Raw genomic sequence first — 20991 nt, forward strand, 5'->3', positions numbered from 1 at the left:
AGAAAGGGGCGCTGTTGCGCCCCATTCTATCCGATCCTGCCCGGGATGGACGACCCGCCCTCCCGTAAACCCTCACAACCTGCTGATATATTTGCTGGGTTGTTTCAGTGCAGGTTGCCCTGGTGGTCACAACCGGCTGATAAATTTGCTCGGCTGACGCAGGATCCCCTTGCTGTCGTCCGGCGCGGCCCCTTCCCGCTTGAGCACGAACTGGACATCCAGGGTCGGCCGCTTCAGGTTGAAGGGATCCACCGCCAGGCTCACCGGCAGGGTGAAAATTTCCCCTGGTTTGAGAGTCACTTCCCGTGGACCGAACCACTGGTGTTCCGGCAACCCCTCCACATCCAGCTGATAGGTCTGGGACTGCAGGGTCTTGTTGAGGATCTTGAGGGTATAGGTGTTCTCGATGAGCCCCTCGCTGTTCTCCCGGAACAGCTGGTTGCGATCCCGCAGGATATCGAGCCCCATGGGCATGATCGACATGGCGTTGTAGACGAAGACCACCAGCATGATGACCATCACCAGGCCATAGCCGAGCAGCTTGGGCCTGGCCACATGGGTCTGGTTGTGGGCCAGCTTGTGCTCAGTGGTGTAGCTGATCAGCCCCTTCGGATAGCCCATCCGATCCATGGTCTGGTCGCAGGCATCGACGCAGGCGCCGCAGTTGATGCACTCGTACTGCAGGCCATCGCGGATATCGATGCCGGTCGGGCAGACCTGCACGCAGAGGTCGCAGTCGATGCAGTCCCCCAGCCCCAGCGCCTTGGGGTCGGCCTTGCGGCCACGGGCACCGCGGGTCTCGCCGCGCTTGGTGTCGTAGCCGACGATGTAGGTGTCCTTGTCAAACATGGCGGACTGGAAGCGGGCATAGGGGCACATGTGGATGCACATGATGGCGCGCATCCAGCCGGCGTTGCCGTAGGTACAGGCAGCGAAGAAGATCACCCAGAAGATGACCCAGCCGCTCGCCTGCAGGGTGAAGAAGTCAGGCACCAGTTGGAACACGTCCTGGAAGTAGGCGACGAAGGTGAGGCCGGTGCCCAGCGACAGCAGGATCCAGGCCAGGTGCTTGGCGCCCTTGCGGGCCAGCTTCTCGCCACTCCAAGGGGCGGCATCCAGCTTGCGGCGCTTGTTGGCGGCGCCTTCCAGCTTCTCCTCGAACCAGATGAACATGAAGGTCCATACCGTCTGTGGGCAGAGATAGCCACACCAGACCCGGCCGAGGAAGGTGGTGACGAAGAAGAGGGCGAAGGCGGCGATCATGAAGACCCAGGCCAGCAGGGTCAGGTCCTGCGGCCAGATGGTGGCGCCGAAGATGTGGAACTGCTGATGCTCCAGATCGAACAGTACCGCCTGGCGGCCGTCGTAGCGCAGCAGGGGCAAAGTGACGAAGAGGGCGACGAAAAACCAGCCCATGGCCTTGCGCACCCGCTGCCAGTAGCCGGTCTGGGACCTGACGTAGATGCGGTTGCCGGGATTGAACCTGTCATCGCCCGCCTTGAACGTGTGGGGATTGAAGGTCCCGGTGACGTTCTTGTCGGTCACATCCTTGATATCGATCTTGTCCTGGTCGGCCATTGCAACACATCGCTCCACTCATATTGTTATGAAGCCGATTATATCTTAAACAGCCTGCTAATTGTGTGGGTTAAATGTATCTATAGTTCGAGTGCCGTCGCAATTTCAGGCAACAAAAAAGGCCCATAGCCAGTTGACTATGCGCCTTTCTAGAGATTCTCTTGAAACCTTCCTCTTCCAGCAACCCGGCGGTCGGGTTACTTGATGCCGCGGGCCTTGAGCAGGGCTTCCTTGAAGTCAGGAACATGGTCCTTGGCCAGGCCCGGGATCATCGCCTGCTTGTCGGATTCGCGCATCTTGAGGTGGTAGATCAGCATGTCGTCGGTCAGCTCGGACAGGGCGCCCTCATAACCGGCCTCCGCCGCCAGTTTGGCGATGAATTGCACCAGGCTGAGATCCTGTTCCTTGATCCAGGCGGGCTGCAGCAGCTCCAGCAGCTCTTCGATACGATGACATTGCATAGACGACCTCTTTAAATCTGTCATGTGAAACTCAGGCAACCTTACCCATCAAGGCTACTTCGATACGATCCCGGCCATTATGCTTGGCCTGATAGAGGGCCGCATCCGCTTTTTGGATGAGCTCGGCGATGGAGTGGTGCTGATCCGGCACCAGGGTCGCCACCCCAAAGCTGCAACTGACCCGCCCCGAGACCCGGGACTTGTGGTGGGGAATACCCAGGGTGCGCAGGGCCGTGCGCACCTGTTCGGCGATCTGCATGGCCCCCTGCAAGGTGGTGCAGGGCAGCAACAGGGCGAACTCCTCCCCGCCGTAACGGGCGGCCAGATCGTCCTCCCGCCGCAGCACCTCGGCTAGCAGGCTCGCCACCTGCTGCAAGCACTGGTCCCCCAGTTGATGGCCATAGTGATCGTTGAACTGCTTGAAGTAGTCCACATCCACCAGCACCAGGGAGAGGGGCGCCCTGGCTCGATGGCAGCGGCGCCAGGCACGCGCCAGGGTGTCGTCGAGGTGAGCCCGGTTTGCGATGCCAGTCAGGCCGTCCAGGCGGGAGGTGAGCTTGAGATGCTCGGAGACCACCTTGAGCTCTGCCACCAGCTCGGCATTGGAAAAACTGTGATAGAGGGAAGCCACCTGATCCCGTCGTAACCGGCGCAGCAGGGTCGGCAGGAACACGAACAGGTAACCCGCCAGCATGCAGGAGACGATCCGCTCCTGCTCGTTGCCGCCACCGAGTTCGAACAACATGGCAAAGCCGAGGGGCAGCACAGCCCCGTAGAGGGTGCGGCGACTGCCGAACAGCATGATCGCGCTGCCGGTGAGGATCAGGCTGGTGAGCATCATCATGGCGGCGCGGTAGGTGTCGGGCAGCCTGTCCATGTAGAGCAGCACGCCGAGCGCCCAGATGATGGAGGTGATGGTCACCCCGATAAACAGCTCTCGTTCCAGCACTGGCAGCGGGAGCTCCGCCAGCCGGGGCTGACGCCAGCGAAGGTGCCATCCGCGCCCCAGCAACAGCAGAAAGACCAGGCCCAGCCAGCCGAGCGCTTCCCCGGCGGGTAGGTAGTCGTGGAACAGCAGGCTCCAGCTGATCACCAGCAGCGCCAGACAAGGCAGACTGAAGGAGGCATGGGTATAGAGCTGGGCCATGATGGCACGCCGTACCTGGTGTTTCACACTCTGGGTCAAATGAGTACTCCCTGTACAAGAGCCGCACAGTTTAACACTCCCTTTTCCTGCTCAACAATCAATCGCCCGCTATTAAGCAGCCACTCAGCCCCCGACTCGCCGTGCAGCACTGGCAGGATCCCGGGCTGCCCCGGCCTGCTCGCGCTCGCCGAGTAACAACCCAGTGCTCACTCAGCCCTTCTCGAGCTCGTCAAGAATGGGACATTGCGGATTCGCGTCCCCATGGCAACATCCCACCACCTCCTCCAGGGAGCTGAGCATGGCCTGCAGACCGGCAATGCGGGCCCGCAGATCGACGATCTTCTCCTGGGCCAGCTTCTTCACCTGGGCGCTGGTCCTGTGCTCGTCCCGATAGAGCGCCAGCAACTCCTGACACTCCTCCAGGTTGAAGCCGGTCTCCCGCGCCCGCTTGACGAAGCGCAGCTCCCGCAGGGCACCGTCTGTGTAGCTGCGATAGCCATTATCACTGCGCACCGGGGCCGAGATGAGACCGATACTCTCGTAGTAGCGGATGGTCTTGGCGGACAACCCAGTGGCCTTGGCAACCTTGCTGATGTTCATGGATGACTCCTCTTCGATTCAGATTGGCGCTGGCTGCCCGCCCTGGGCTGCCAGCGTTTCAGTAACAGGGAATTGCTCAATACCGTGATGCTGCTCAGGGCCATGGCCGCCCCCGCCAGCTCGGGGCTGAGATAGCCCAGCGCCGCCAGCGGAATGCCGATGATGTTGAACACGAAGGCCCAGAACAGGTTCTGTTGTATGGTGCGCCAGGTCGCCGCCGAGATGTCGATGGCATCGGCCACCAGCCGCGGGTCAGATCGCATGAGAGTGATGGAGGCGGTCTCCATGGCCACGTCCGAACCGGAACCCATGGCGATGCCCACGTCTGCCGCCGCCAGCGCCGGGGCGTCGTTCACCCCGTCTCCCACCATGGCCACCAGCCCGCTGGTTTGCGCCCGCAGCGCCTCCACTTTTTCCACCTTGCCGGCGGGCAACACGGAGTCGAAGGCACCATCCAGCCCCAGTTTGGCGGCGATATGGGCCACAGGTGCCGGGGCGTCGCCGCTCACCAGCCAGCTGGCGATACCGCGCTGACGTAGGGTGGCGATGGCGTCGGGGCTCTCGGGTCTCAAGGAATCGGCCAGGGCGGCGATGCCAACCGCCACGCCGTCGATGGCAACCCAGACTCGGGTCGCGCCGTCGGCGGCTTGTTCATCCTGTTGTGGCGGCTCAATGCCGAGCTGAGCCAGCAGGGCGGGATTGCCGATGGCCACCGAGTGGCCCGCCACCTTGCCGAGGATGCCCGCACCGACCCGCACCTCCACGGCCTCGGGCTGGGGCAGCGCAACCTCTTTGCCGACCGCTTCGCGCATCGCCAGCGCCAGCGGATGCTCGCTCGCCTGCTGCAGGGCGGCGGCGAGGCGCAGTTGTTCATCGGTGCCGCTCCAGCCGGCCAGCACGGGCTTGCCCTGAGTGAGCGTGCCTGTCTTGTCAAAAATCAGCGCCTTGATGGCGTGGGCCTTCTGCAGGGTATCCACGTCCTTGATCAGGATGCCGTGGCGGGCCGCCACCCCGGTGCCGGTGACGATGGCAGCCGGGGTCGCCAGCCCCAGGGCACAGGGACAGGCGATCACCAGCACGGCGACGGCGGCCAGCAGCGCCTGACCGAAGTCGTTGCTGTAGGCATACCAGGCCAGCAGGGTGAACAGGGCTATGGCCATGACCACGGGCACGAAGATGGCGGAGACCCTGTCCACCAATTGTTGCAGCGGCGCCTTGCCCATCTGGGCACGCTCCACCAGGGCGATGATCTTGCTGAGGCTGGAGTCCTCCCCAACCGTGGTGGCCTCGATCTCCAGCACACCGGAGCGGTTGATGGCACCACCCAGCACGGCATCCCCCTGCGCACGCGGCACCGGCAGGCTCTCACCGGTGAGAATGGATTCATCAAGCTCGCTCTCACCGCTCAGGATCTTGCCATCCACCGGCACCCGCTCCCCCACCAGAACCCGCAGCCTGTCGCCACGCAGCACCTCGTCGATGGCAACGCTCTGCCAGGCCTCGCCGCGCCAGACGGTGGCGGTGTCCGGCCGCAGCGCCATCAGCTCGCGAATGGCGGACTGGGTACTGCGCCGGGCGCGGGCCTCCAGCAGTTTCCCCAGCGAGATGAGCGTGATGATGATGGCGCTCGCCTCGAAATAGAGCTTGCCGCTGGCGGCCATCCCCAGGTTAAGCAGCAGATAGAGGCTGTAGAAGTAGGCGGCGCTGGTGCCGGTCGCCACCAGCACATCCATATTGGCGGCGCGGTTCTTGAGGGCGAGCCAGGCCCCGCGATAGAAGCGGGCACCGATCCAGAACTGCACCGGGGTGGCGAGCACCAGCTCCAGCCAGGCGGGCAGATGCCAGGGCAGCAGGCCGGCCATGGCGACCATACCCACCAGCAGCGGCAGGGTCAGCAGGGCCGAGATGACGACTTGATTCAGCGCATGACGGGCGGCGGCAGCTTCCTGTTCCTCACGCGCCTGCAACTGTTGGCGGCGAGCACTGGCAGAGCCCTGCGCCAGCTGGGCACCGAAGCCAAGCGCGGCTATATGCTCACGCAACGAGGCCGGAGTCTGCATCCCCGGCACCAGCTCGATACGGGCCTGCTCGAGGGAAAAATTTACCTCGGCCGAGAGCACGCCGGGCAGCGCAGTCAGCATCTTGTTGAGACGCGCCGAACAACCCGCGCAGGTCATGCCGCTGATCTGGAAGGAGATCGTCTCATGGCCGTAGCCATAGCCCTGCCCCGTGATGCTGTCGAGGACCTCGGGCAGACGAGCCGGGTCACCGAGTTCGATGGCCGCCTGCTCCAACGCGAAGTTGACGGTAGCCGTCACCCCGTCGAGCTGGTTGAGGGCGGTGCTGATGCGGCTGGCGCAGTTGGCGCAGCTCATGCCGCTGAGTGGCAACTGCAGATGGATGGGATCTTGAGTCTGGGTAGTCATGTTGTTCCTCCTCGGAACTCATCGGCCAAACTGGCTGCCGATGACTAAACCCTAACCTTTACTGTAAGGGTAAGCTCAAGCCACCACACTCACTTTTTCAAAAAAAATGGCGCCGCCCCGAGCCAGGGGCGACGCCTTGATGGGAGGCGAGGTCGTCAGATGCCGTACTGGGCGCGATAAGCCTTCATGGCCGCCAGTTGCTCGGCCAGCGCGGGCTGCTCTGCCTGCTTCTCTTCCAGATAGGCGATGAGGTCGCTCATCTGGATGATGGCGATGATGTGGGCGCCGTAGTCACGCTCCACTTCCTGAATGGCGGAGAGCTCTCCCTTGCCCTTCTCCTGACGATCCAGGGCGATCAGCACTCCGGCCAGGGAGGCGCCGTTGGCCTGGATCAGATCCATGGATTCGCGGATGGCGGTCCCGGCGGTGATGACGTCGTCCACCAGCATGATGCGTCCCTTGAGCGGGCTGCCCACCAGATTGCCGCCTTCGCCGTGATCCTTGGCCTCCTTGCGGTTGAAGCACCAAGGCACGTCCACGTCGTGCTGCTCCACCAGTTGCACCGCGGTGGCGGAGGCGATGGGGATCCCCTTGTAGGCCGGGCCAAACAGCACGTCGAATTCGATGCCGGCATCTATCAGGGCGGCGGCATAGAAGCGGCCGAGGCGGGCCAGATCGCGGCCGCTGTTGAACAGGCCGGCGTTGAAGAAGTAGGGGCTCTTGCGGCCGGATTTCAGGGTGAACTCACCGAATTTGAGAACCTGTTTCTCCAGGGCGAACTCGATAAATTGACGCTGGTAGGCTTTCATTCTGGCTCCTTGCTTGGCTTGTCGTTGACTGGTGTGGGGGTATAAAAAAACGCGGTCAATGCCGCGTTTTTCAAATCAGAAATTCAAGAGAGCGCCTGCTTCTGCAGCGCGATGATGTCGTCGATGCCTCCCTTGGCGAGCGCCAGCATCGCCAGCAGCTCCTCGTGGGTGAAGGGCTCGGCCTCGGCGGTGCCCTGCACCTCTATGATGCGGCCGTCTTCGGTCATCACCACGTTCATATCGGTCTCGGCGGCGGAATCTTCCAGATACTCCAGATCGCAGATGGCTTCGCCCTGATACATGCCGACGGAGACCGCCGCGATCATCTGCTTGAGCGGGCTCTGCTTGAGCATGCCCTTCTCGACCATCCAGTTCAGGGCGTCCACCAGGGCCACACAGGCTCCCGTGATCGCGGCGGTGCGGGTGCCGCCGTCGGCCTGCAGCACGTCACAGTCCACCGTGATGGAGTGCTCACCGAGGGCGGTCAGATCCACGGCGGCGCGCAGGGAGCGGGCGATCAGGCGGGAGATCTCCAGGGTACGGCCGCTCTGCTTGCCGGCGGCCGCCTCGCGGTTCATGCGCGAATGGGTGGAGCGCGGCAGCATGCCGTACTCGGCGGTGACCCAGCCCTGCCCCTTGCCTTTCAGGAAGCGCGGCACGCTGGTGTCGACGCTGGCGGTGCACAGCACGCGGGTGTGGCCGAACTCCACCAGCACAGATCCTTCCGCATGCTTGGTGAAGTTGCGGGTGATGGTAACCGGGCGCACTTGCGCGGCACTGCGATCGCTGGGACGGGACATGGGACTGACCTCTGGGCTGGCTGAATTGGCGCAGGAGTATAAGCCATCGTGACTCAAATATCAGCCGCTAAAACCACGGCATCGGCTGACGGGGCAAGCCTGGCTGAGTATACTGGCCGCACACTTCATCAAGCCCGGAACAATCAATGATTCACAGCATGACCGCCTACGCCCGCAAGGAATTCAAGGGCGACTGGGGCACAGCCGTTTGGGAAATTCGTTCGGTCAACCAGCGCTATCTGGAAACCTACATCCGCCTGCCGGAGCAGCTGCGCAGCCTGGAGCCGGTCCTGCGTGAGCGTTTCCGTGCCAAGCTGCAGCGCGGCAAGGTGGAGTGCAACCTGAGGTTCGAGGCAGCGCAAGCCGCCGCCAGCCAGCTCCATATCAATGAAGAGCTGGCCAAACTCATCATCGACAGCGCCAACTGGGTAATGAAAGAGGCGGGCCAGGGCCAGCTCAACCCGGTGGACGTGCTGCGCTGGCCGGGGGTCATGGCCGCCGCCGAGCAGGACATGGACGCGGTCGCCACCGAACTGCTCGGCGGTTTCGATCTGACCATGGAAGACTTCCTCGCCTCCCGCGCCAGCGAAGGAGCCAACCTCAAGGCGCTGATCGAGCAGCGTCTGGATGGCATCCAGGTGGAAGTGAAGAAGGTGCGGGTGCACCTGCCGCAGATCATCGAGTGGCAGCGCCAGAAGCTCACCGACCGCCTGGCCGAGGCCAAGGTGGAGCTGGATCCCGCCCGCATCGAGCAGGAGATAGTGCTGCTGGCCCAGAAGATCGACGTGGCCGAAGAGCTGGATCGCCTGGAGATGCACATCAGCGAAACCATCAAGATCATGAAGAAGGGTGGCGCCTGCGGCCGTCGCCTCGACTTCATGATGCAAGAGTTCAACCGCGAGTCGAACACGCTGGGTTCAAAGTCGATCAACGCCGAAGTGACCCAGTCCGCCGTCGAACTGAAGGTCCTCATCGAACAGATGCGCGAGCAAATTCAAAACATCGAGTGATCCCTCTCGCCGATGCACCAGCCCTCGCAATGCGGGGGCTTTTTTATGTCATATCCCCAGGACGCTCAACGGCATGACCTCGTCGCTCAATCCCCCGCAACCTGAGCCACCACCACTCTGTCGTCGAAGTCATGGATGCCCATGACCTGATGGAGGCGCGACCATGGGACGGTTCCCTGCCAAAAAGAACGGGCCTGCAAGTGCAGGCCCGTTTTTATGGCTGATAACCACCCGTTCTTGCCGGGGTGCAGCTCTTTATTCGTTGGACGATTTGAATTTGCGACTGCGCAGCAGCAGTGGGAGCTGGTAGAGCACCAGTGCCCCCAGCACCAGGCCGACGCCAGTCAGCTTGGCGGCGCCCAGCGGCTCGTCATAGAAGAAGGTGCTCAGGATCAGGGTCCAGACGGGTTCCAGCAGCATCAGCAGGGCGGCATGGGCCGTGGTCATCCGGCTCAGGGCGTGGGTGAGCAGCCAGTAACGCAGGGTGGTGGCGATCAGGACGCTGGCGGCAAACCAGCCCCAGACGCCAGAGCTGATGCTGGCGGGCCACTGCTCGGTCAGCAGGGAGAGCAGAGTGCCGAGCAGGCCGGTCACCGCCAACTGGATGCAGGTAAGCCAGGTGGGGGGAATGGACTGGGCGAAATGGCGGTGCACCGCAAGCTGGACGCCCAGGGTGGCGGCCGCCGCCAGAAACCAGAACAGCGACAAAGAGACGCCCCAGTGGGTGCTGCTCGAGAGCAGCAGCAGGCCGGCGACGGCAAGCGGCAGAGTCAGCCAGTAGTGGCGGCCGGGTCTGGCCTTGAACGCCGCCCAGGCGGCGAGCGGTGCCATCAGGGTGGCCACGCTCATGATGAAGGCACCGCTGCCGAGCGCATCGCTCTGACTGATGGCGGTAACCCAGAACAGCAGGCTGGCCCCGAGCAGGGTGCCACAGCCGGCGGCGCGCAGCAGTTGTGAACGACTGGGGGGCGGCTCGCGCAGCCATGCCAGTGGCAACAGCAGCAGGGCGGCCAGCAGGAAGCGGCTACCGATAAAGGCGGCGGTGGGCAGTTCGCGGATCGCCTCTTTCGAGAAGAGCCAGCCAGCGGCGGCCAGCAGGGTGACCAGCATCATCAACAGCAGGGGGGCGCGGTTCATCGGGGTATCACAGAGTCAAGACAAAGGGCAGAGCATAAAGGAAAGCGGGCCGGATTGCCTGCGACGATTTACCCACGGAACGACAGGAGAGAGGCAGGGTGGCCCCCAGGCCGCCCGCCCTAGTCGTTTTCCAATGCGGCGAGGCAGTGTGACAGGGTGCGGGCCAGCGCCCCCTGGTTGCGCAGCACCACGGCACGGGCCTGCTCCCCCATCTGGCGGCGGGCGCCCGCATCGCCGAGCAGTGTATTCACCTTGTCGCCCAGGGCATCGGCATCCGCCACCACGGCGGCTCCCCCCTGAGCCACCAGCTGGCGGGTGATGTCGCTGAAATTGAAGTAGGCGGGGCCGGTCAGACAGGGTTTGCCGAGCGCCGCCGGCTCCAGCAGGTTGTGGCCACCAATCTTCACCAGGCTGCCGCCGACGAAGGCCAGATCGGCGGCCGCCAGCATCAGCGGCAACTCGCCCATGGTGTCGCCCAGGTAGATTTTGTCGCTCTCGCCGACCGCACTGCCCGCCGTGCGCAGCACGCAGCCGTAGGGGGCGCACAGCTCGGCCACCCGGGCAAAGCGCTCGGGGTGGCGCGGCACCAGGATAAGCAAGGCAGACGGATGCGCCCTGAGCACCCGATCGAAGGCGGCCAGCACCTGTTCGTCCTCTCCCTGATGGGTGCTGGCGGCGATCCAGACCGGCCGCTCCTGTCCAAGCTGCTGGCGCAGGGCGCGGCCCCTGGCCTGTACCTCGTCGCCAAACTGGATGTCGAACTTGATGGAGCCGGTCACTGCCAGCCGCTCGCGGCCTATGCCGAGACGATGGAAGCGATCCGCGTCGTCCTGGTGCTGGCACAGCAGGTGGGTCAGCGGACGGCTGAGGGCATCGAAGGCGCCCTGGAAGCGGGCATAGCGCTGGCAGGATCGCTCGGAGAGCCGGGCATTGAGGATGGTCACCGGCAGGTGGCGCGCCTCGCAGGCCGCCAGCCAGTTCGGCCACAGCTCTGTTTCCATCACCCAGAGGGCGCGGGGCTTGAAGGTGGCCAGAAATGCCGAGACGGCCCAGGGGTAGTCGAGGGGCGCATAGCGGTGTACCACCAGATCCCCGAGCTTGGCCGCCTGCTCGGCGCCGGTGCGGGTAGTGGTGGTGAGCAGTATGGGCAAGGAGGGCTGCTCCGCCTTGAGGGCGCGGATGAAGGGGCTGATGGCCAGCGTCTCCCCCACGCTCACCGCATGGATCCAGAGCGGCGCCTCCTGCCCTGTGGCAGGTGCCCGCCCCAGGTGCTCGGCCCAGCGCTTGCCGAAGCCGGGCTTGCCTTTTTTGGGTTTGTAGAGCGCCAGCAGCGCCAGCGGCAGGCCCAGGTGGATCAGCAGGTTGTAGAGCAGCCGATAGATCATGCTACTGGCCTTCGCCGCCGGTCGTGGGGTCCGCCACCGGCTGCTGCGCGATCACCAGATCCTCCGACTCGCTGCGCTCCAGTCGCTTGCCCGCCTCGATGACCTGCTCCGGCATCAGCTCGATCAGGCACTTGAGGTGGCCGAACTTGCAGGTGCGCTTGAAGCAGGGGCGGCATTCGATGTCGGTGTGGACGATCTCGACCCTGTCCGCCAGGGGCGGCGTGTAGAGCGGCGAGGTGGAGCCGTAGACACCGATCAGCGGCCGATTGAGGGCGGCGGCGACGTGCATCAGTCCCGAATCGTTGGCGATGACCCGACCGGCCAGGGCCATCAGATCGATCGCCTCGTGCAGGCTGGTCTTGCCCGCCAGCACGTGGCAGTTGGGCCGGGACAGGGGATTGATCCGGTCGCGGATGGTGTTGGCCACCTCCACATCCTTGCCGGAGCCGAAGATCCACACCTGCCAGCCTTCATCCAGATGCTTCTGGGCCACCACGGCGTAGTGCCCCTCGGGCCAGCGCTTGGCCGGGCCGAACTCGGCCCCCGGGCAGAGTACCAGCACCGGGCGGGCGCGATTCAGGCCGAGCCGCTCCAGCGCCTTGCCCTGGTTGATGAGATCCACGTGCAGGGAGGGATGGGGAATGGACGGAATGTCGCTCCGGCTCTTCATCTGTGCCTTGGGGTAGGCCAGCGCCAGATAGGCTTCCACCATCAGCGGGAAGGCCTGCTTGTTGCTACGCATGTCGTTGAGCAGGCCGAAGCGGTGCTCCCCCTTCCAGCCGGTCCGCACCGGGATCCTGGCGAACCAAGGGATGAGCGCCGACTTCATGGAGTTGGGCTGGATGATGGCCTGATCGTACTGCTCGGCGGCCAGTTGCTTGCCGAGCCGGCGGCGGGCCCCCAGCTTGAAGTCACCGTGGCCGAGCGGCATCGGGATGGCCTTGTCCACCTCGGGCATCCGCTCCAGCAGGGCCACGCACCAGGCCGGCGCCATCACATGCAGCTCGCTGTCCGGGTGATTCGCCTTTATCGCCTTGTAGAGGCTCTGGGACATCACCATGTCGCCGACCCAGGAGGGGCCGATCACCAATATCTTCATCGCGCGTCTTCTCTCGGGACTGGCCCGGCAGTTAATCGTTACTGGGCGAGATTATGCCCCAAGAAAGGCTGAAGAAATAACAGAAGATACCTGCCCGATACGCAAGAGGCCTTCAGGGGCAGCGGGCCCATGCCCCGGCCGGGGTTTTAGGCTAGAATGGGCGCCAATCCGAGCATGACCCGCCCGCCGGGTGCCAACAAGAGTCCAGACCCTGTGAAAAAACCGACCCTGGCGGCCGTCCTGATCGTCAAGAACGAAGCCGACAACCTGCGCGCCTGCCTCGCCTCCCTCGATGGCCTGGTGGACGAAATCGTCATCCTGGACTCCGGCAGCCAGGATGACACCCCCGCCATCGCCGCCGAATTCGGCGCCCGCTTCTTCGTCAACACCGCCTGGCCCGGTTTCGGTCGCCAGCGCCGCCTCGCCCAGTCCCATGTCCAGTCCGAATGGGTGCTGTGGCTGGATGCAGACGAGCGACTCACGCCCGAACTGAAGGCTGCCATCGCCGCCGTCATGGCCAGTCCGGCCAGCGACACCATCTACTCCATCCCCCGCCTCTCCTGGGTGTTCGGTCGCTTCATCCGCCACAGCGGCTGGTACCCGGATCGGGTGCTGCGCCTCTACCCCAAGGCGCTCACCGGCTACAACGAGGCGCTGGTGCACGAGAAGGTGGAGGTGCGCGCCAACATGAAGATCGTCAACCTGCACGGCGACCTGCTCCACTTCACCTACCGGGATCTGGAGCACTATCTGGTCAAATCCGCCGGCTACGCCCGGGCCTGGGCTGATCAGCGCACCGCTCGCGGCAAGAAGGGCTCCCTCGGTCAGGGACTGGTGCACGCCATCGGCTGCTTCCTCAAGATGTACCTGCTCAAGGCCGGCTTCCTCGATGGCAAGCAGGGATTGCTGCTGGCCATCCTCTCCGCCCACTCCACCTTCGCGAAGTACGCGGACCTCTGGATCCGCCAGCAACCCCAGGCACCGGACCAGGCACCCAAATAAGCCGACATGGTGACATCCCCATGACGAGACAGGGCCCCGAGGGGCCCTGTTTGCATTCTCAGCTTTCTGTACGCCAGAACGGCGGTGCCCAGCGGGCGATCGCCGCCGCCATGGTCTTGGGATCGAGCTGGCTCATGTCTTCCGGGTGATCGCTGTCTTCCGGCGGGCTGAAGGCCAGATGACGCCCCTCGCTGTTGAGCGGGCGCCAGCGCAGCGGTGTGGCGGAGCGATGCGCCGGGAAGAAGCCTATGGTGGGCACGTCCAGCGCCGCGGCTATGTGCAGCGGCCCCGTGCTGCCCGCCACGAACAAGGCGGCATTGGCCATCACCTGGCAGAACTTCGGCAGCCCCTCGTCGGAGCGGTAAATCCAGCCGTTGCCGCCGTGGGCCAGCAGCTCGGCCGCCAGCTGTTCCGCCTTGCCCTCCTCCCCGGGCCCCGCCGTCAGCACGCACTGCAATTCAGGGCAAGCCTGGTTGAGCTTGATGATGAGGCGCGAGTACTGCTCGATGGAGAGGTTGTTGGCCGAGCCGCCGCTGCCGGCGTGCACCATCAACCAGGGGCGGCCCGCATCCAGCTTCAACCGGCTGGCGACTTGCTCGCGCACCTGTTGCAGGCTCTCGGGATCGAAACTGAGGTAGGGTCCCTGAGGCTCCACCACGCTCAGTTGCTGGTCGGCGAGGAAGCGGCGCACCAGATCCAGGTTGTATTCGTACTCCGGCTTCTGGGAGCGGGAACGGCGCTGCACCAGCCGCTGGTTGTAGAGCACCTGGGCCAGCTTGGTGGCCGGGGCCAGCCGGTAGGGAATGTGTGCCTTCCACACCAGCTTGGCGTTACGGGTGTTGGAGAAGAGGCAGATGGAAGCATCGAAGGCGGCCGCCTTGATGCGGGCCAGCAAGGCGCGTTGCTGCTCCTTGTCGGCCCGGGCACCCGGGTCCAGGATGATCTCGTCGATCCAGGGGCAGAGGCGGGCCAGCGGCGCCGTGTAGGAGGGCACCAGGGCAGTCACATGACACTCCATGGAGCGCTTGAGCATGGCAAAACTCGGCCAGGCCAGCATGAAGTCACCAATCTTGTCATTGCGGACTACCAGAATACGTTTCATAAAAAATCCCTTTGCTCCCTGTCACCAATGCAGGGAGGCTTGATGCGCGGTGCGGGTATTCTTGCCTGATGCCGGGCTATTCTCAAGCGAAGACGCCAAGGGGCCCTGATTTGGGCGATCCAACCTGGGGCGTCGCGCCAGAAATCCGCGCCATCCCGGTCGCGACAAACCACCAACAGACCCTATAATGCGACCAATTTTCCCGGTTGCAGGAATCAGCAGCATGACCAACAAGGTAATCTATCCCGGCACCTTCGACCCCATCACCAACGGCCACACCGACCTGATTGGCCGGGCCGCCAGGCTGTTTGACGAGGTGGTGGTCGGGGTCGCCAACAGCCCAAGCAAGCGGCCGCTGTTCGATCTGGCGGAGCGCGTCCTGCTGGCTCAGCAGGTGACCGCCCATCTGCCCAACGTCAAGGTGGTGGGCTTCTCCGGCCTGCTGGTGGATTTTGCCAGGGAGCAGCAGGCCAACGTGCTGATCCGCGGCCTGCGCGCCGTCTCCGACTTCGAGTACGAATTCCAGCTGGCCAACATGAACCGCCGCCTGATGCCGGAGCTGGAGAGCGTCTTCCTCACCCCGGCCGAAGAGAACTCCTTCATCTCCTCCACCCTGGTGAAGGAAGTGGCCCTGCACGGCGGCGACATCCACCAGTTCGTCGATCCCCTGGTGGCCCAGGCCATCTCCGCCAAACAGGGGAAGTGACAACGCAAACAGGCTACCCCAGGGTAGCCTGTTTGTCGGGGCGGCCTGACACAGCCCCTGTTTCCCGCCCCGGCCGTCAGCCCGGCGCGCGGTGCAGCGCCTGCTGACAGTTGAGCGCCAGCTCGTCCAGCCAGGCGTAGCGACGCCGGTACATGGCCCGCTTCCTGGCGGCCACCTCCTCCAGCGGCTTGCGCACCACGGGTTGCAACCGCACGAAGTTGGCATCCTGATCCAGGGCACCGAACTCCTGCCACAGCTCGTCATAATCCGCCTGCAGGCAGGCTTTTTTCTTCTTGCTGTAGCGTCTGGCCTGGAAGATGTGCGCCTTCATTCGCACGGCCGAGACACGGCTGGCCCCCATGGCCGCGGCCAGCGCCATCACCAGCATCACCACCAGCGACTTGGGTCTCAGGCCATGGCCCGCCTTGGTCAGAGCCCGTACCTGCTCCTGGGGCTGCTCGACACCGGGCTCGGGCCCCTGCACCGAGCCTATCACCAGCGCCAGCTCATGCTCGCTGCCCGCCAGCGAGAAGGCGCAGCTGTAGAGCCGTTCCCCCTGCTCGTTGACGATGGAGAGGGCCAGCTCGGCCTCCCGGCGGAAGGTACCGTCGTGGCGCAGCACCAGGCGACAGCCACCCTCGGGGTAACGGCCGAGTTCGATCCCCTCCCCCAGATAGAGTGGGTCGATGAGATCGGGATAACGGGCCAGCAGCAGCCGGTAGTGATCCTCCACCATCCTGACCCGCTGGTTCACGGTCGAGCAGGCGAAGCGATAGGGCCGCATCGGCTTGTCGAGCAGCTCGGGATAGTGGGCAGGCAGGGCCCTCAGGGGTTCTGTCTGAAACAGCTCGAACACCCGGCTCAACTGCGACCGGTAGAGCAGACTGCGCAGCACGAACTTGCCGCGATTGAAGGTCTTGCGGGCGCTGTCATCGGGATAAAGGAAGCGGGCCATTTTCTGGGCGCAATAGTGCCCCTGCCGGGATAAATGATCCCAGTCTATTGATTCTGCTGTCATTTTTATTACCTCGCAGCCTGAACTGGCGAGATAGTAGTCATGGACGAAAGCGGCATCAACAGACTGGCAATACTCTCTTACAACTTGGCAGGATATGGCCCAAAAAACGGTAATTCAGCGTTGGCAGTGGGAGCAGAACACCGTGGTTCTCTGGCCCATCCTCACCTCGGTCAGCAGGGTATGGCAGTGGAAACAGGGCTGGCCGCCCCGGCCATAGACCTGCAACTGCTGCACGAAATAGCCCGGCTTGCCGTCGGCACTGGTGAAATCCTTGAGGGTGGTGCCTCCCTGGCGAATGGCCTCGGCCAGCACCCGCTTGATTTCTGCCACCAGGGTCCCCAACCGCTCGCCGCTGATGTTACCCGCCGCCCGCTTGGGGTAAATGCCGGCGGCATAGAGCGCCTCGTTGGCGTAGATGTTGCCCACCCCGACCACCACCTGGTTGTCCATCAGGAACTGCTTGATGGCGGTGCTGCGCCCCTTGGCTCTCGCCCGCAGATAGTCGGCGCTGAAGGCGTCGGTGAGCGGCTCAGGTCCCAGCTTGGCGAGCAGGGCGTGCGCCTCGGCGGGTTCGCGAGTCCACAGCAGGGCGCCAAAACGGCGCGGATCGTTGAGCCGCAACAGCTTGCCATTCTCCAGCTCGATATCAACGTGGTCGTGCTTCTCGGCCGGGGTGCCTATGTCCAGCACCCGCAGGCTGCCGGACATGCCAAGGTGCAGGATGGCGGTGCCGAAATCGGTCTCCAGCAGCAGGTACTTGGCGCGGCGGCTGACCCTGTGGATGACGAGATCCACCAGCTCCTGGATCTCGCCAGGCACGGGCCAGCGCAGCCGGCCATCCCTGACCACCACTCGGGTCACCTTGATGCCGGTGAGCCAGGGAGAGATCCCCTGGCGGCTGACTTCGACTTCCGGTAATTCAGGCATAGACAGGCCTCTCGCTCACGGCAGGGTTCAGGGGGTGGGACGCAACAGGTCGCGGTACTGCTCCTGGCTCAGGGTGAGCCAGGTCGAGGGGGGCAGCAGGGCGGCAAACTTGCCGTCATCCTGATAGAGCCCTACTTCAACCGGATCGCTCTGGCCGGCGATCCATATCTTGAGGGTGACAGGGGTGCCGCGCACGGCCCCGCCCGGGGGCAACAGCCAGCCTTGCCATGTCTCGATGCGGGCGGCCAGCTGGGCGCTGCTGAGCCCCAGATCCGGCCCGCTGCGCCAACCCTGGCCGATCCGCTCTATCTGCCAGCTCGGCCCCTGCCAAGTCAACACCACGGCAGACTCGGGCAGCAGGGGACGGGACCGCTGAGCGCTGTTCTCCTGCTGGGCCTGCTCCAGCCGGTGCAGCAGGGTGATCACTATCAGCACCACCACTATGATCACATTATTCCAGCCTTTACGGCTCAATTTGAACATGGCAAGCCTCCCTTTGAAGCGGCAGTGTACTGAATTCCATCCATAAAAAAACCCGGCACTAAGCCGGGTTTTTTGGGAATGCAGCATCAAGTGATTACTTGATTTTGCCTTCCTTGTAGATCACATGCTGACGAATAACGGGATCAAATTTCTTGATCTCCATTTTTTCGGGCATGGTGCGCTTGTTCTTGGTAGTGGTATAGAAGTGACCAGTACCGGCGCTGGAGTTCAGGCGAATCTTATCGCGAATACCTTTAGCCATGATCTAATTCCTTATACCTTAACGCCGCTGGCACGCAGTTCAGCCAGAACCACTTCAACGCCGCGCTTGTCGATGATACGCATGCCTTTTGCGGATACGCGCAGGCTTACGAAGCGTTTTTCACTCTCAACCCAAAAACGGTGAGTGTGCAGGTTCGGCAGGAAACGACGCTTGGTAGCGTTGTTAGCGTGCGAACGGTTGTTACCAACTGCCGGGCGCTTGCCGGTTACTTGGCATACTCTAGACATGTCAGTCTCTCCAAATCTTACTTCATTGCTCGAGCAAATATCTGCCCCGCTGGCCTTCGATTGCGGGGCAAACAGAAGGCGGCATTTTATACAACATCCGTGATCAAAGATCAACTAATACAGTGCCAGAGCCCAGTCATAACCAACCACGCTCTGCGAAAGAAACCGTGATGCCGTCACCGATCACCAAGTGATCCAGCACTCTGATATCGACCAAGGCCAGGGCGGCCAGGATCCGATCCGTGATCTGGCGGTCGGCCCGACTGGGCTCGGCTACGCCGGACGGGTGATTATGCGCCAGAATCACGGCGGCTGCATTATGTTTGAGCGCGATCTGCACGATTTCCCTGGGCCAGACGCTCGCCGAATCCAGGGTGCCGTAGAAAAGTTCAACAAATTGAATCACTCTGTGCTGGTTATCGAGCAATAACAGCGCAAACACCTCCCGCGGCCTGTCCCGCAGTTGAGCCTGCAAATACTCCCGGGTCAGCTGGGGGGACGTGAGGGCCTCCCCCCGTTGTAACTGCTCGGCAAGATGCCGTCTGCCCATCTCCAGCACCGCCTGCAACTGGGCATATTTGGCCGGCCCCAACCCGTGAGCGCCGCAAAAAGCCTGTTGCTCGGCACCGAGCAATGCCCGCAGGGATCCGAACTGCTGCAACAGCTGGCGGGAAAGATCCACCGCACTCAGGCCGCTGACCCCGGTGCGCAGGAAGATCGCCAGCAATTCCGCATCGGACAGCACCCCAGCTCCACGGCGCAACAGCTTCTCCCGGGGGCGCTCATCTTCCGGCCACTCCTTGATGCTCATTTGTCTCTCCCCCATGGCTATTGAGAGAAAACATAGCAAAAAATCGCGGGAGCCCGACCACAACTCCCCCATGTCAGCCTCTGTCGTCGTCCATCGCCTGTGCTATCTTAGCCGACCAGTCAGAGTGAGCCGAAAGAGAAGCAGCAGATGAGATTGGCCGATAAACGCATCCTGTTGGGTGTCAGTGGCGGGATCGCCGCCTACAAGAGTGCCGAGCTGGTACGCCGCCTGAAAGATCAGGGGGCCGAGGTGCGGGTGGTGATGACCCGCTCCGCCAAGGAGTTCATCACTCCCCTGACCCTGCAGGCCGTCTCCGGCCACCCGGTCGCCGACAGCCTGCTGGATCCGGCCGCCGAGGCGGGCATGGGCCACATCGAGCTGGCAAAGTGGGCCGATCTGGTGCTGATCGCGCCCGCCAGCGCCAACCTGATGGCGCGAATGGCCGCTGGCATGGCGGACGAGCTGCTGACCACCCTCTGCCTGGCCACCCCGGCAACCGTCGCGCTGGCACCTGCCATGAACCAGCAGATGTATCGCAACGCCGCCACCCAGGCCAACCTCAAGACCCTGGCCAGCCGCGGCATCCTGCTGTGGGGGCCGGACTCCGGCAGCCAGGCCTGCGGCGACGTGGGCCCGGGCCGGATGCTGGATCCCCTCGAACTGGTGGAGCGCTGCTGCCAGCAGCTGACTGCCGAGCCATTGCTGGCGGGGGTCAAACTGCTGCTCACCGCAGGGCCGACCCGCGAGGCGCTGGATCCGGTGCGCTACATCAGCAACCACAGCTCAGGCAAGATGGGTTACGCCATCGCTCGCGCCGCCCGTGAGGCGGGTGCCGAGGTGACCCTGGTGAGCGGCCCGGTCGCCCTTGCCGCCCCCCAGGGAGTTGAGCGGGTCGACGTGGAGAGCGCCCTGCAGATGCACGAAGCTGTGATGAGCAGGATCGGTGACTGCGATCTCTTTATCGGCTGCGCCGCCGTGGCGGACTATCGCCCTGCCCAGGTCGCCAGTCAGAAGATCAAGAAGACCGGCGACAACGACCAGATGACGCTGACCCTGGTCAAGAATCCCGACATCATCGCCGCCGTGGGAGCCTTGTCAGACAAACCCTTCACCGTCGGATTTGCCGCCGAAACTGTGGATGTGGAACAATACGCCCTCGACAAACTGCGACGTAAGCGGCTGGACATGATCGCTGCCAACGACGTGTCCCGTGCAGGTCAAGGCTTCAACGCCGATGACAATGCCCTGACCGTCTTCTGGCAAGGGGGTCAAGCTGCCCTGCCCCTGGCCGATAAGCTGACGCTGGCTCGTCACCTTGTGGCCCTGATTGCACGCCATTATCGACCCTGAGCCCTGGGCCATTTCCACAGACGAAAGCGTCGTGGCGACACGGATCGTATTGAACATGCGAGTGCCCACACAAGCACCCGCTGAACCACTCGATCGCCCTGGCGATCCAACTGAAAAACGATTTATGAACACACAAATTGAACTGAAAATCCTGGATGCCCGCATCGGCACCGACTTCCCGCTGCCTGCCTACGCCACCCCGGGTTCCGCCGGTATGGATCTGCGCGCCCTGCTGGATGCACCGATCACGCTGGCGCCGGGCGACACCACGCTAGTGCCGACCGGGCTCGCCATCCACATTCAGGATCCGGGTCTGTGCGCCACCATCTTGCCCCGCTCCGGCCTGGGTCATAAGCACGGCATCGTGCTCGGCAACCTGGTCGGCCTCATCGACTCCGACTACCAGGGCCAGCTGATGGTCTCAGTCTGGAATCGCGGCAACGACAGCTTCACCATGCAGCCCGGCGAACGCATCGCCCAGCTGGTGATCCTGCCCGTGGTGCAGGCCAGCTTCCAGCTGGTCGACGAATTCAATCAGAGTGAACGGGGTGAAGGCGGGTTTGGTTCTTCTGGTCGCCAATAACAAGACCACACAGCCCCTTGGGGTTTGTGTCTAATAACAGAATCAAG

Annotated in this window: 22 protein-coding genes; 5 read left to right on the forward strand and 17 right to left on the reverse strand. The window is 63.5% G+C overall.

All coding sequences use genetic code 11. The annotated features are described in order from the left end of the window. Nucleotides 1–126 precede the first annotated feature (126 nt). From ccoG to rph, 7 genes are all read right to left on the reverse strand, one after another. Entirely contained in the window at nt 127–1578 is a 1452-nt protein-coding gene (ccoG, locus tag KI797_RS20135) for a cytochrome c oxidase accessory protein CcoG (protein WP_043128763.1), read from the reverse strand. A 197-nt stretch (nt 1579–1775) separates the two neighbouring features. Then, nucleotides 1776–2039 (reverse strand): YihD family protein, encoded by a 264-nt coding sequence (locus tag KI797_RS20140; RefSeq protein ID WP_025328759.1) that lies wholly within the window; start codon nt 2037–2039, stop codon nt 1776–1778. A 31-nt stretch (nt 2040–2070) separates the two neighbouring features. Then, the gene (locus KI797_RS20145) at nt 2071–3225 is read right to left on the reverse strand and encodes a GGDEF domain-containing protein (RefSeq protein ID WP_226170785.1); all 1155 of its coding nucleotides are present in this window, start codon (nt 3223–3225) and stop codon (nt 2071–2073) included. A 171-nt stretch (nt 3226–3396) separates the two neighbouring features. Further along, nucleotides 3397–3786 carry a Cu(I)-responsive transcriptional regulator gene (cueR, locus tag KI797_RS20150; protein ID WP_005323722.1) on the reverse strand — a complete coding sequence of 130 codons (390 nt, stop codon included), beginning with the start codon at nt 3784–3786 and terminating at the stop codon, nt 3397–3399. Then, complete coding sequence (locus KI797_RS20155) at nt 3783–6212, reverse strand: heavy metal translocating P-type ATPase (protein WP_226170787.1); 2430 nt, start codon at nt 6210–6212, stop codon at nt 3783–3785. Before KI797_RS20155 ends, cueR begins: the two co-directional genes overlap by 4 nt. A gap of 155 nt (nt 6213–6367) precedes the next feature. Then, nucleotides 6368–7021, reverse strand: a complete 654-nt coding sequence (pyrE, locus tag KI797_RS20160; protein ID WP_226170789.1) for an orotate phosphoribosyltransferase — start codon at nt 7019–7021, stop codon at nt 6368–6370. A gap of 83 nt (nt 7022–7104) precedes the next feature. Next, nucleotides 7105–7821, reverse strand: a complete 717-nt coding sequence (gene rph / locus KI797_RS20165) for a ribonuclease PH (RefSeq protein WP_226170792.1) — start codon at nt 7819–7821, stop codon at nt 7105–7107. 146 nt (nt 7822–7967) lie between these two features. On the opposite strand from rph, the gene KI797_RS20170 reads away from it, so the two are divergent. Then, the gene (locus KI797_RS20170; protein WP_042042773.1) at nt 7968–8831 is read left to right on the forward strand and encodes a YicC/YloC family endoribonuclease; all 864 of its coding nucleotides are present in this window, start codon (nt 7968–7970) and stop codon (nt 8829–8831) included. A gap of 255 nt (nt 8832–9086) precedes the next feature. Here KI797_RS20170 and KI797_RS20175 read toward each other — a convergent pair whose 3' ends face one another. From KI797_RS20175 to waaF, 3 genes are all read right to left on the reverse strand, one after another. Continuing rightward, nucleotides 9087–9968, reverse strand: coding sequence for a DMT family transporter (locus KI797_RS20175; RefSeq protein WP_161507743.1), 882 nt, complete (start codon nt 9966–9968; stop codon nt 9087–9089). A 119-nt stretch (nt 9969–10087) separates the two neighbouring features. Then, nucleotides 10088–11353: a lipid IV(A) 3-deoxy-D-manno-octulosonic acid transferase gene (gene waaA, locus KI797_RS20180; protein WP_226170794.1), complete on the reverse strand. Its 1266-nt coding sequence runs from the start codon at nt 11351–11353 to the stop codon at nt 10088–10090. A gap of 1 nt (nt 11354) precedes the next feature. Further along, entirely contained in the window at nt 11355–12452 is a 1098-nt protein-coding gene (gene waaF / locus KI797_RS20185) for a lipopolysaccharide heptosyltransferase II (protein ID WP_218410363.1), read from the reverse strand. 213 nt (nt 12453–12665) lie between these two features. Between waaF and KI797_RS20190 the strand changes: the two genes are divergently transcribed. Further along, complete coding sequence (locus tag KI797_RS20190) at nt 12666–13454, forward strand: glycosyltransferase family 2 protein (protein ID WP_041207113.1); 789 nt, start codon at nt 12666–12668, stop codon at nt 13452–13454. A 58-nt stretch (nt 13455–13512) separates the two neighbouring features. On the opposite strand, the gene KI797_RS20195 is transcribed toward KI797_RS20190, so the two are convergent. Further along, nucleotides 13513–14556, reverse strand: a complete 1044-nt coding sequence (locus tag KI797_RS20195) for a glycosyltransferase family 9 protein (RefSeq protein ID WP_182787159.1) — start codon at nt 14554–14556, stop codon at nt 13513–13515. Between the two features lie 223 nt (nt 14557–14779). Between KI797_RS20195 and coaD the strand changes: the two genes are divergently transcribed. Then, nucleotides 14780–15262, forward strand: coding sequence for a pantetheine-phosphate adenylyltransferase (gene coaD, locus KI797_RS20200; RefSeq protein ID WP_005323744.1), 483 nt, complete (start codon nt 14780–14782; stop codon nt 15260–15262). A 76-nt stretch (nt 15263–15338) separates the two neighbouring features. Here coaD and KI797_RS20205 read toward each other — a convergent pair whose 3' ends face one another. From KI797_RS20205 to radC, 6 genes are all read right to left on the reverse strand, one after another. Beyond that, the gene (locus KI797_RS20205) at nt 15339–16217 is read right to left on the reverse strand and encodes a VirK/YbjX family protein (protein WP_226173186.1); all 879 of its coding nucleotides are present in this window, start codon (nt 16215–16217) and stop codon (nt 15339–15341) included. 177 nt (nt 16218–16394) lie between these two features. After that, entirely contained in the window at nt 16395–17207 is an 813-nt protein-coding gene (mutM, locus tag KI797_RS20210) for a bifunctional DNA-formamidopyrimidine glycosylase/DNA-(apurinic or apyrimidinic site) lyase (protein WP_226170798.1), read from the reverse strand. Between the two features lie 27 nt (nt 17208–17234). Beyond that, the gene (locus KI797_RS20215) at nt 17235–17690 is read right to left on the reverse strand and encodes a hypothetical protein (protein ID WP_226170800.1); all 456 of its coding nucleotides are present in this window, start codon (nt 17688–17690) and stop codon (nt 17235–17237) included. A gap of 94 nt (nt 17691–17784) precedes the next feature. Next, nucleotides 17785–17952 carry a 50S ribosomal protein L33 gene (gene rpmG / locus KI797_RS20220; protein WP_005323752.1) on the reverse strand — a complete coding sequence of 56 codons (168 nt, stop codon included), beginning with the start codon at nt 17950–17952 and terminating at the stop codon, nt 17785–17787. Nucleotides 17953–17963: 11 nt separating this feature from the next. Further along, nucleotides 17964–18200, reverse strand: coding sequence for a 50S ribosomal protein L28 (gene rpmB / locus KI797_RS20225; RefSeq protein WP_005307492.1), 237 nt, complete (start codon nt 18198–18200; stop codon nt 17964–17966). A 136-nt stretch (nt 18201–18336) separates the two neighbouring features. After that, nucleotides 18337–19011 carry a RadC family protein gene (gene radC / locus KI797_RS20230; RefSeq protein ID WP_042648929.1) on the reverse strand — a complete coding sequence of 225 codons (675 nt, stop codon included), beginning with the start codon at nt 19009–19011 and terminating at the stop codon, nt 18337–18339. A gap of 147 nt (nt 19012–19158) precedes the next feature. Here radC and coaBC point away from each other — a divergent pair, with 147 nt between their 5' ends. Both coaBC and dut read left to right on the forward strand, forming a co-directional pair. Next, complete coding sequence (coaBC, locus tag KI797_RS20235) at nt 19159–20361, forward strand: bifunctional phosphopantothenoylcysteine decarboxylase/phosphopantothenate--cysteine ligase CoaBC (RefSeq protein WP_226170802.1); 1203 nt, start codon at nt 19159–19161, stop codon at nt 20359–20361. A gap of 124 nt (nt 20362–20485) precedes the next feature. After that, nucleotides 20486–20944, forward strand: a complete 459-nt coding sequence (gene dut / locus KI797_RS20240; protein ID WP_218410367.1) for a dUTP diphosphatase — start codon at nt 20486–20488, stop codon at nt 20942–20944. Nucleotides 20945–20991: the final 47 nt, after the last annotated feature.

Source organism: Aeromonas media, assembly GCF_020423125.1.
Classification (GTDB): Bacteria; Pseudomonadota; Gammaproteobacteria; order Enterobacterales; family Aeromonadaceae; genus Aeromonas; species Aeromonas media.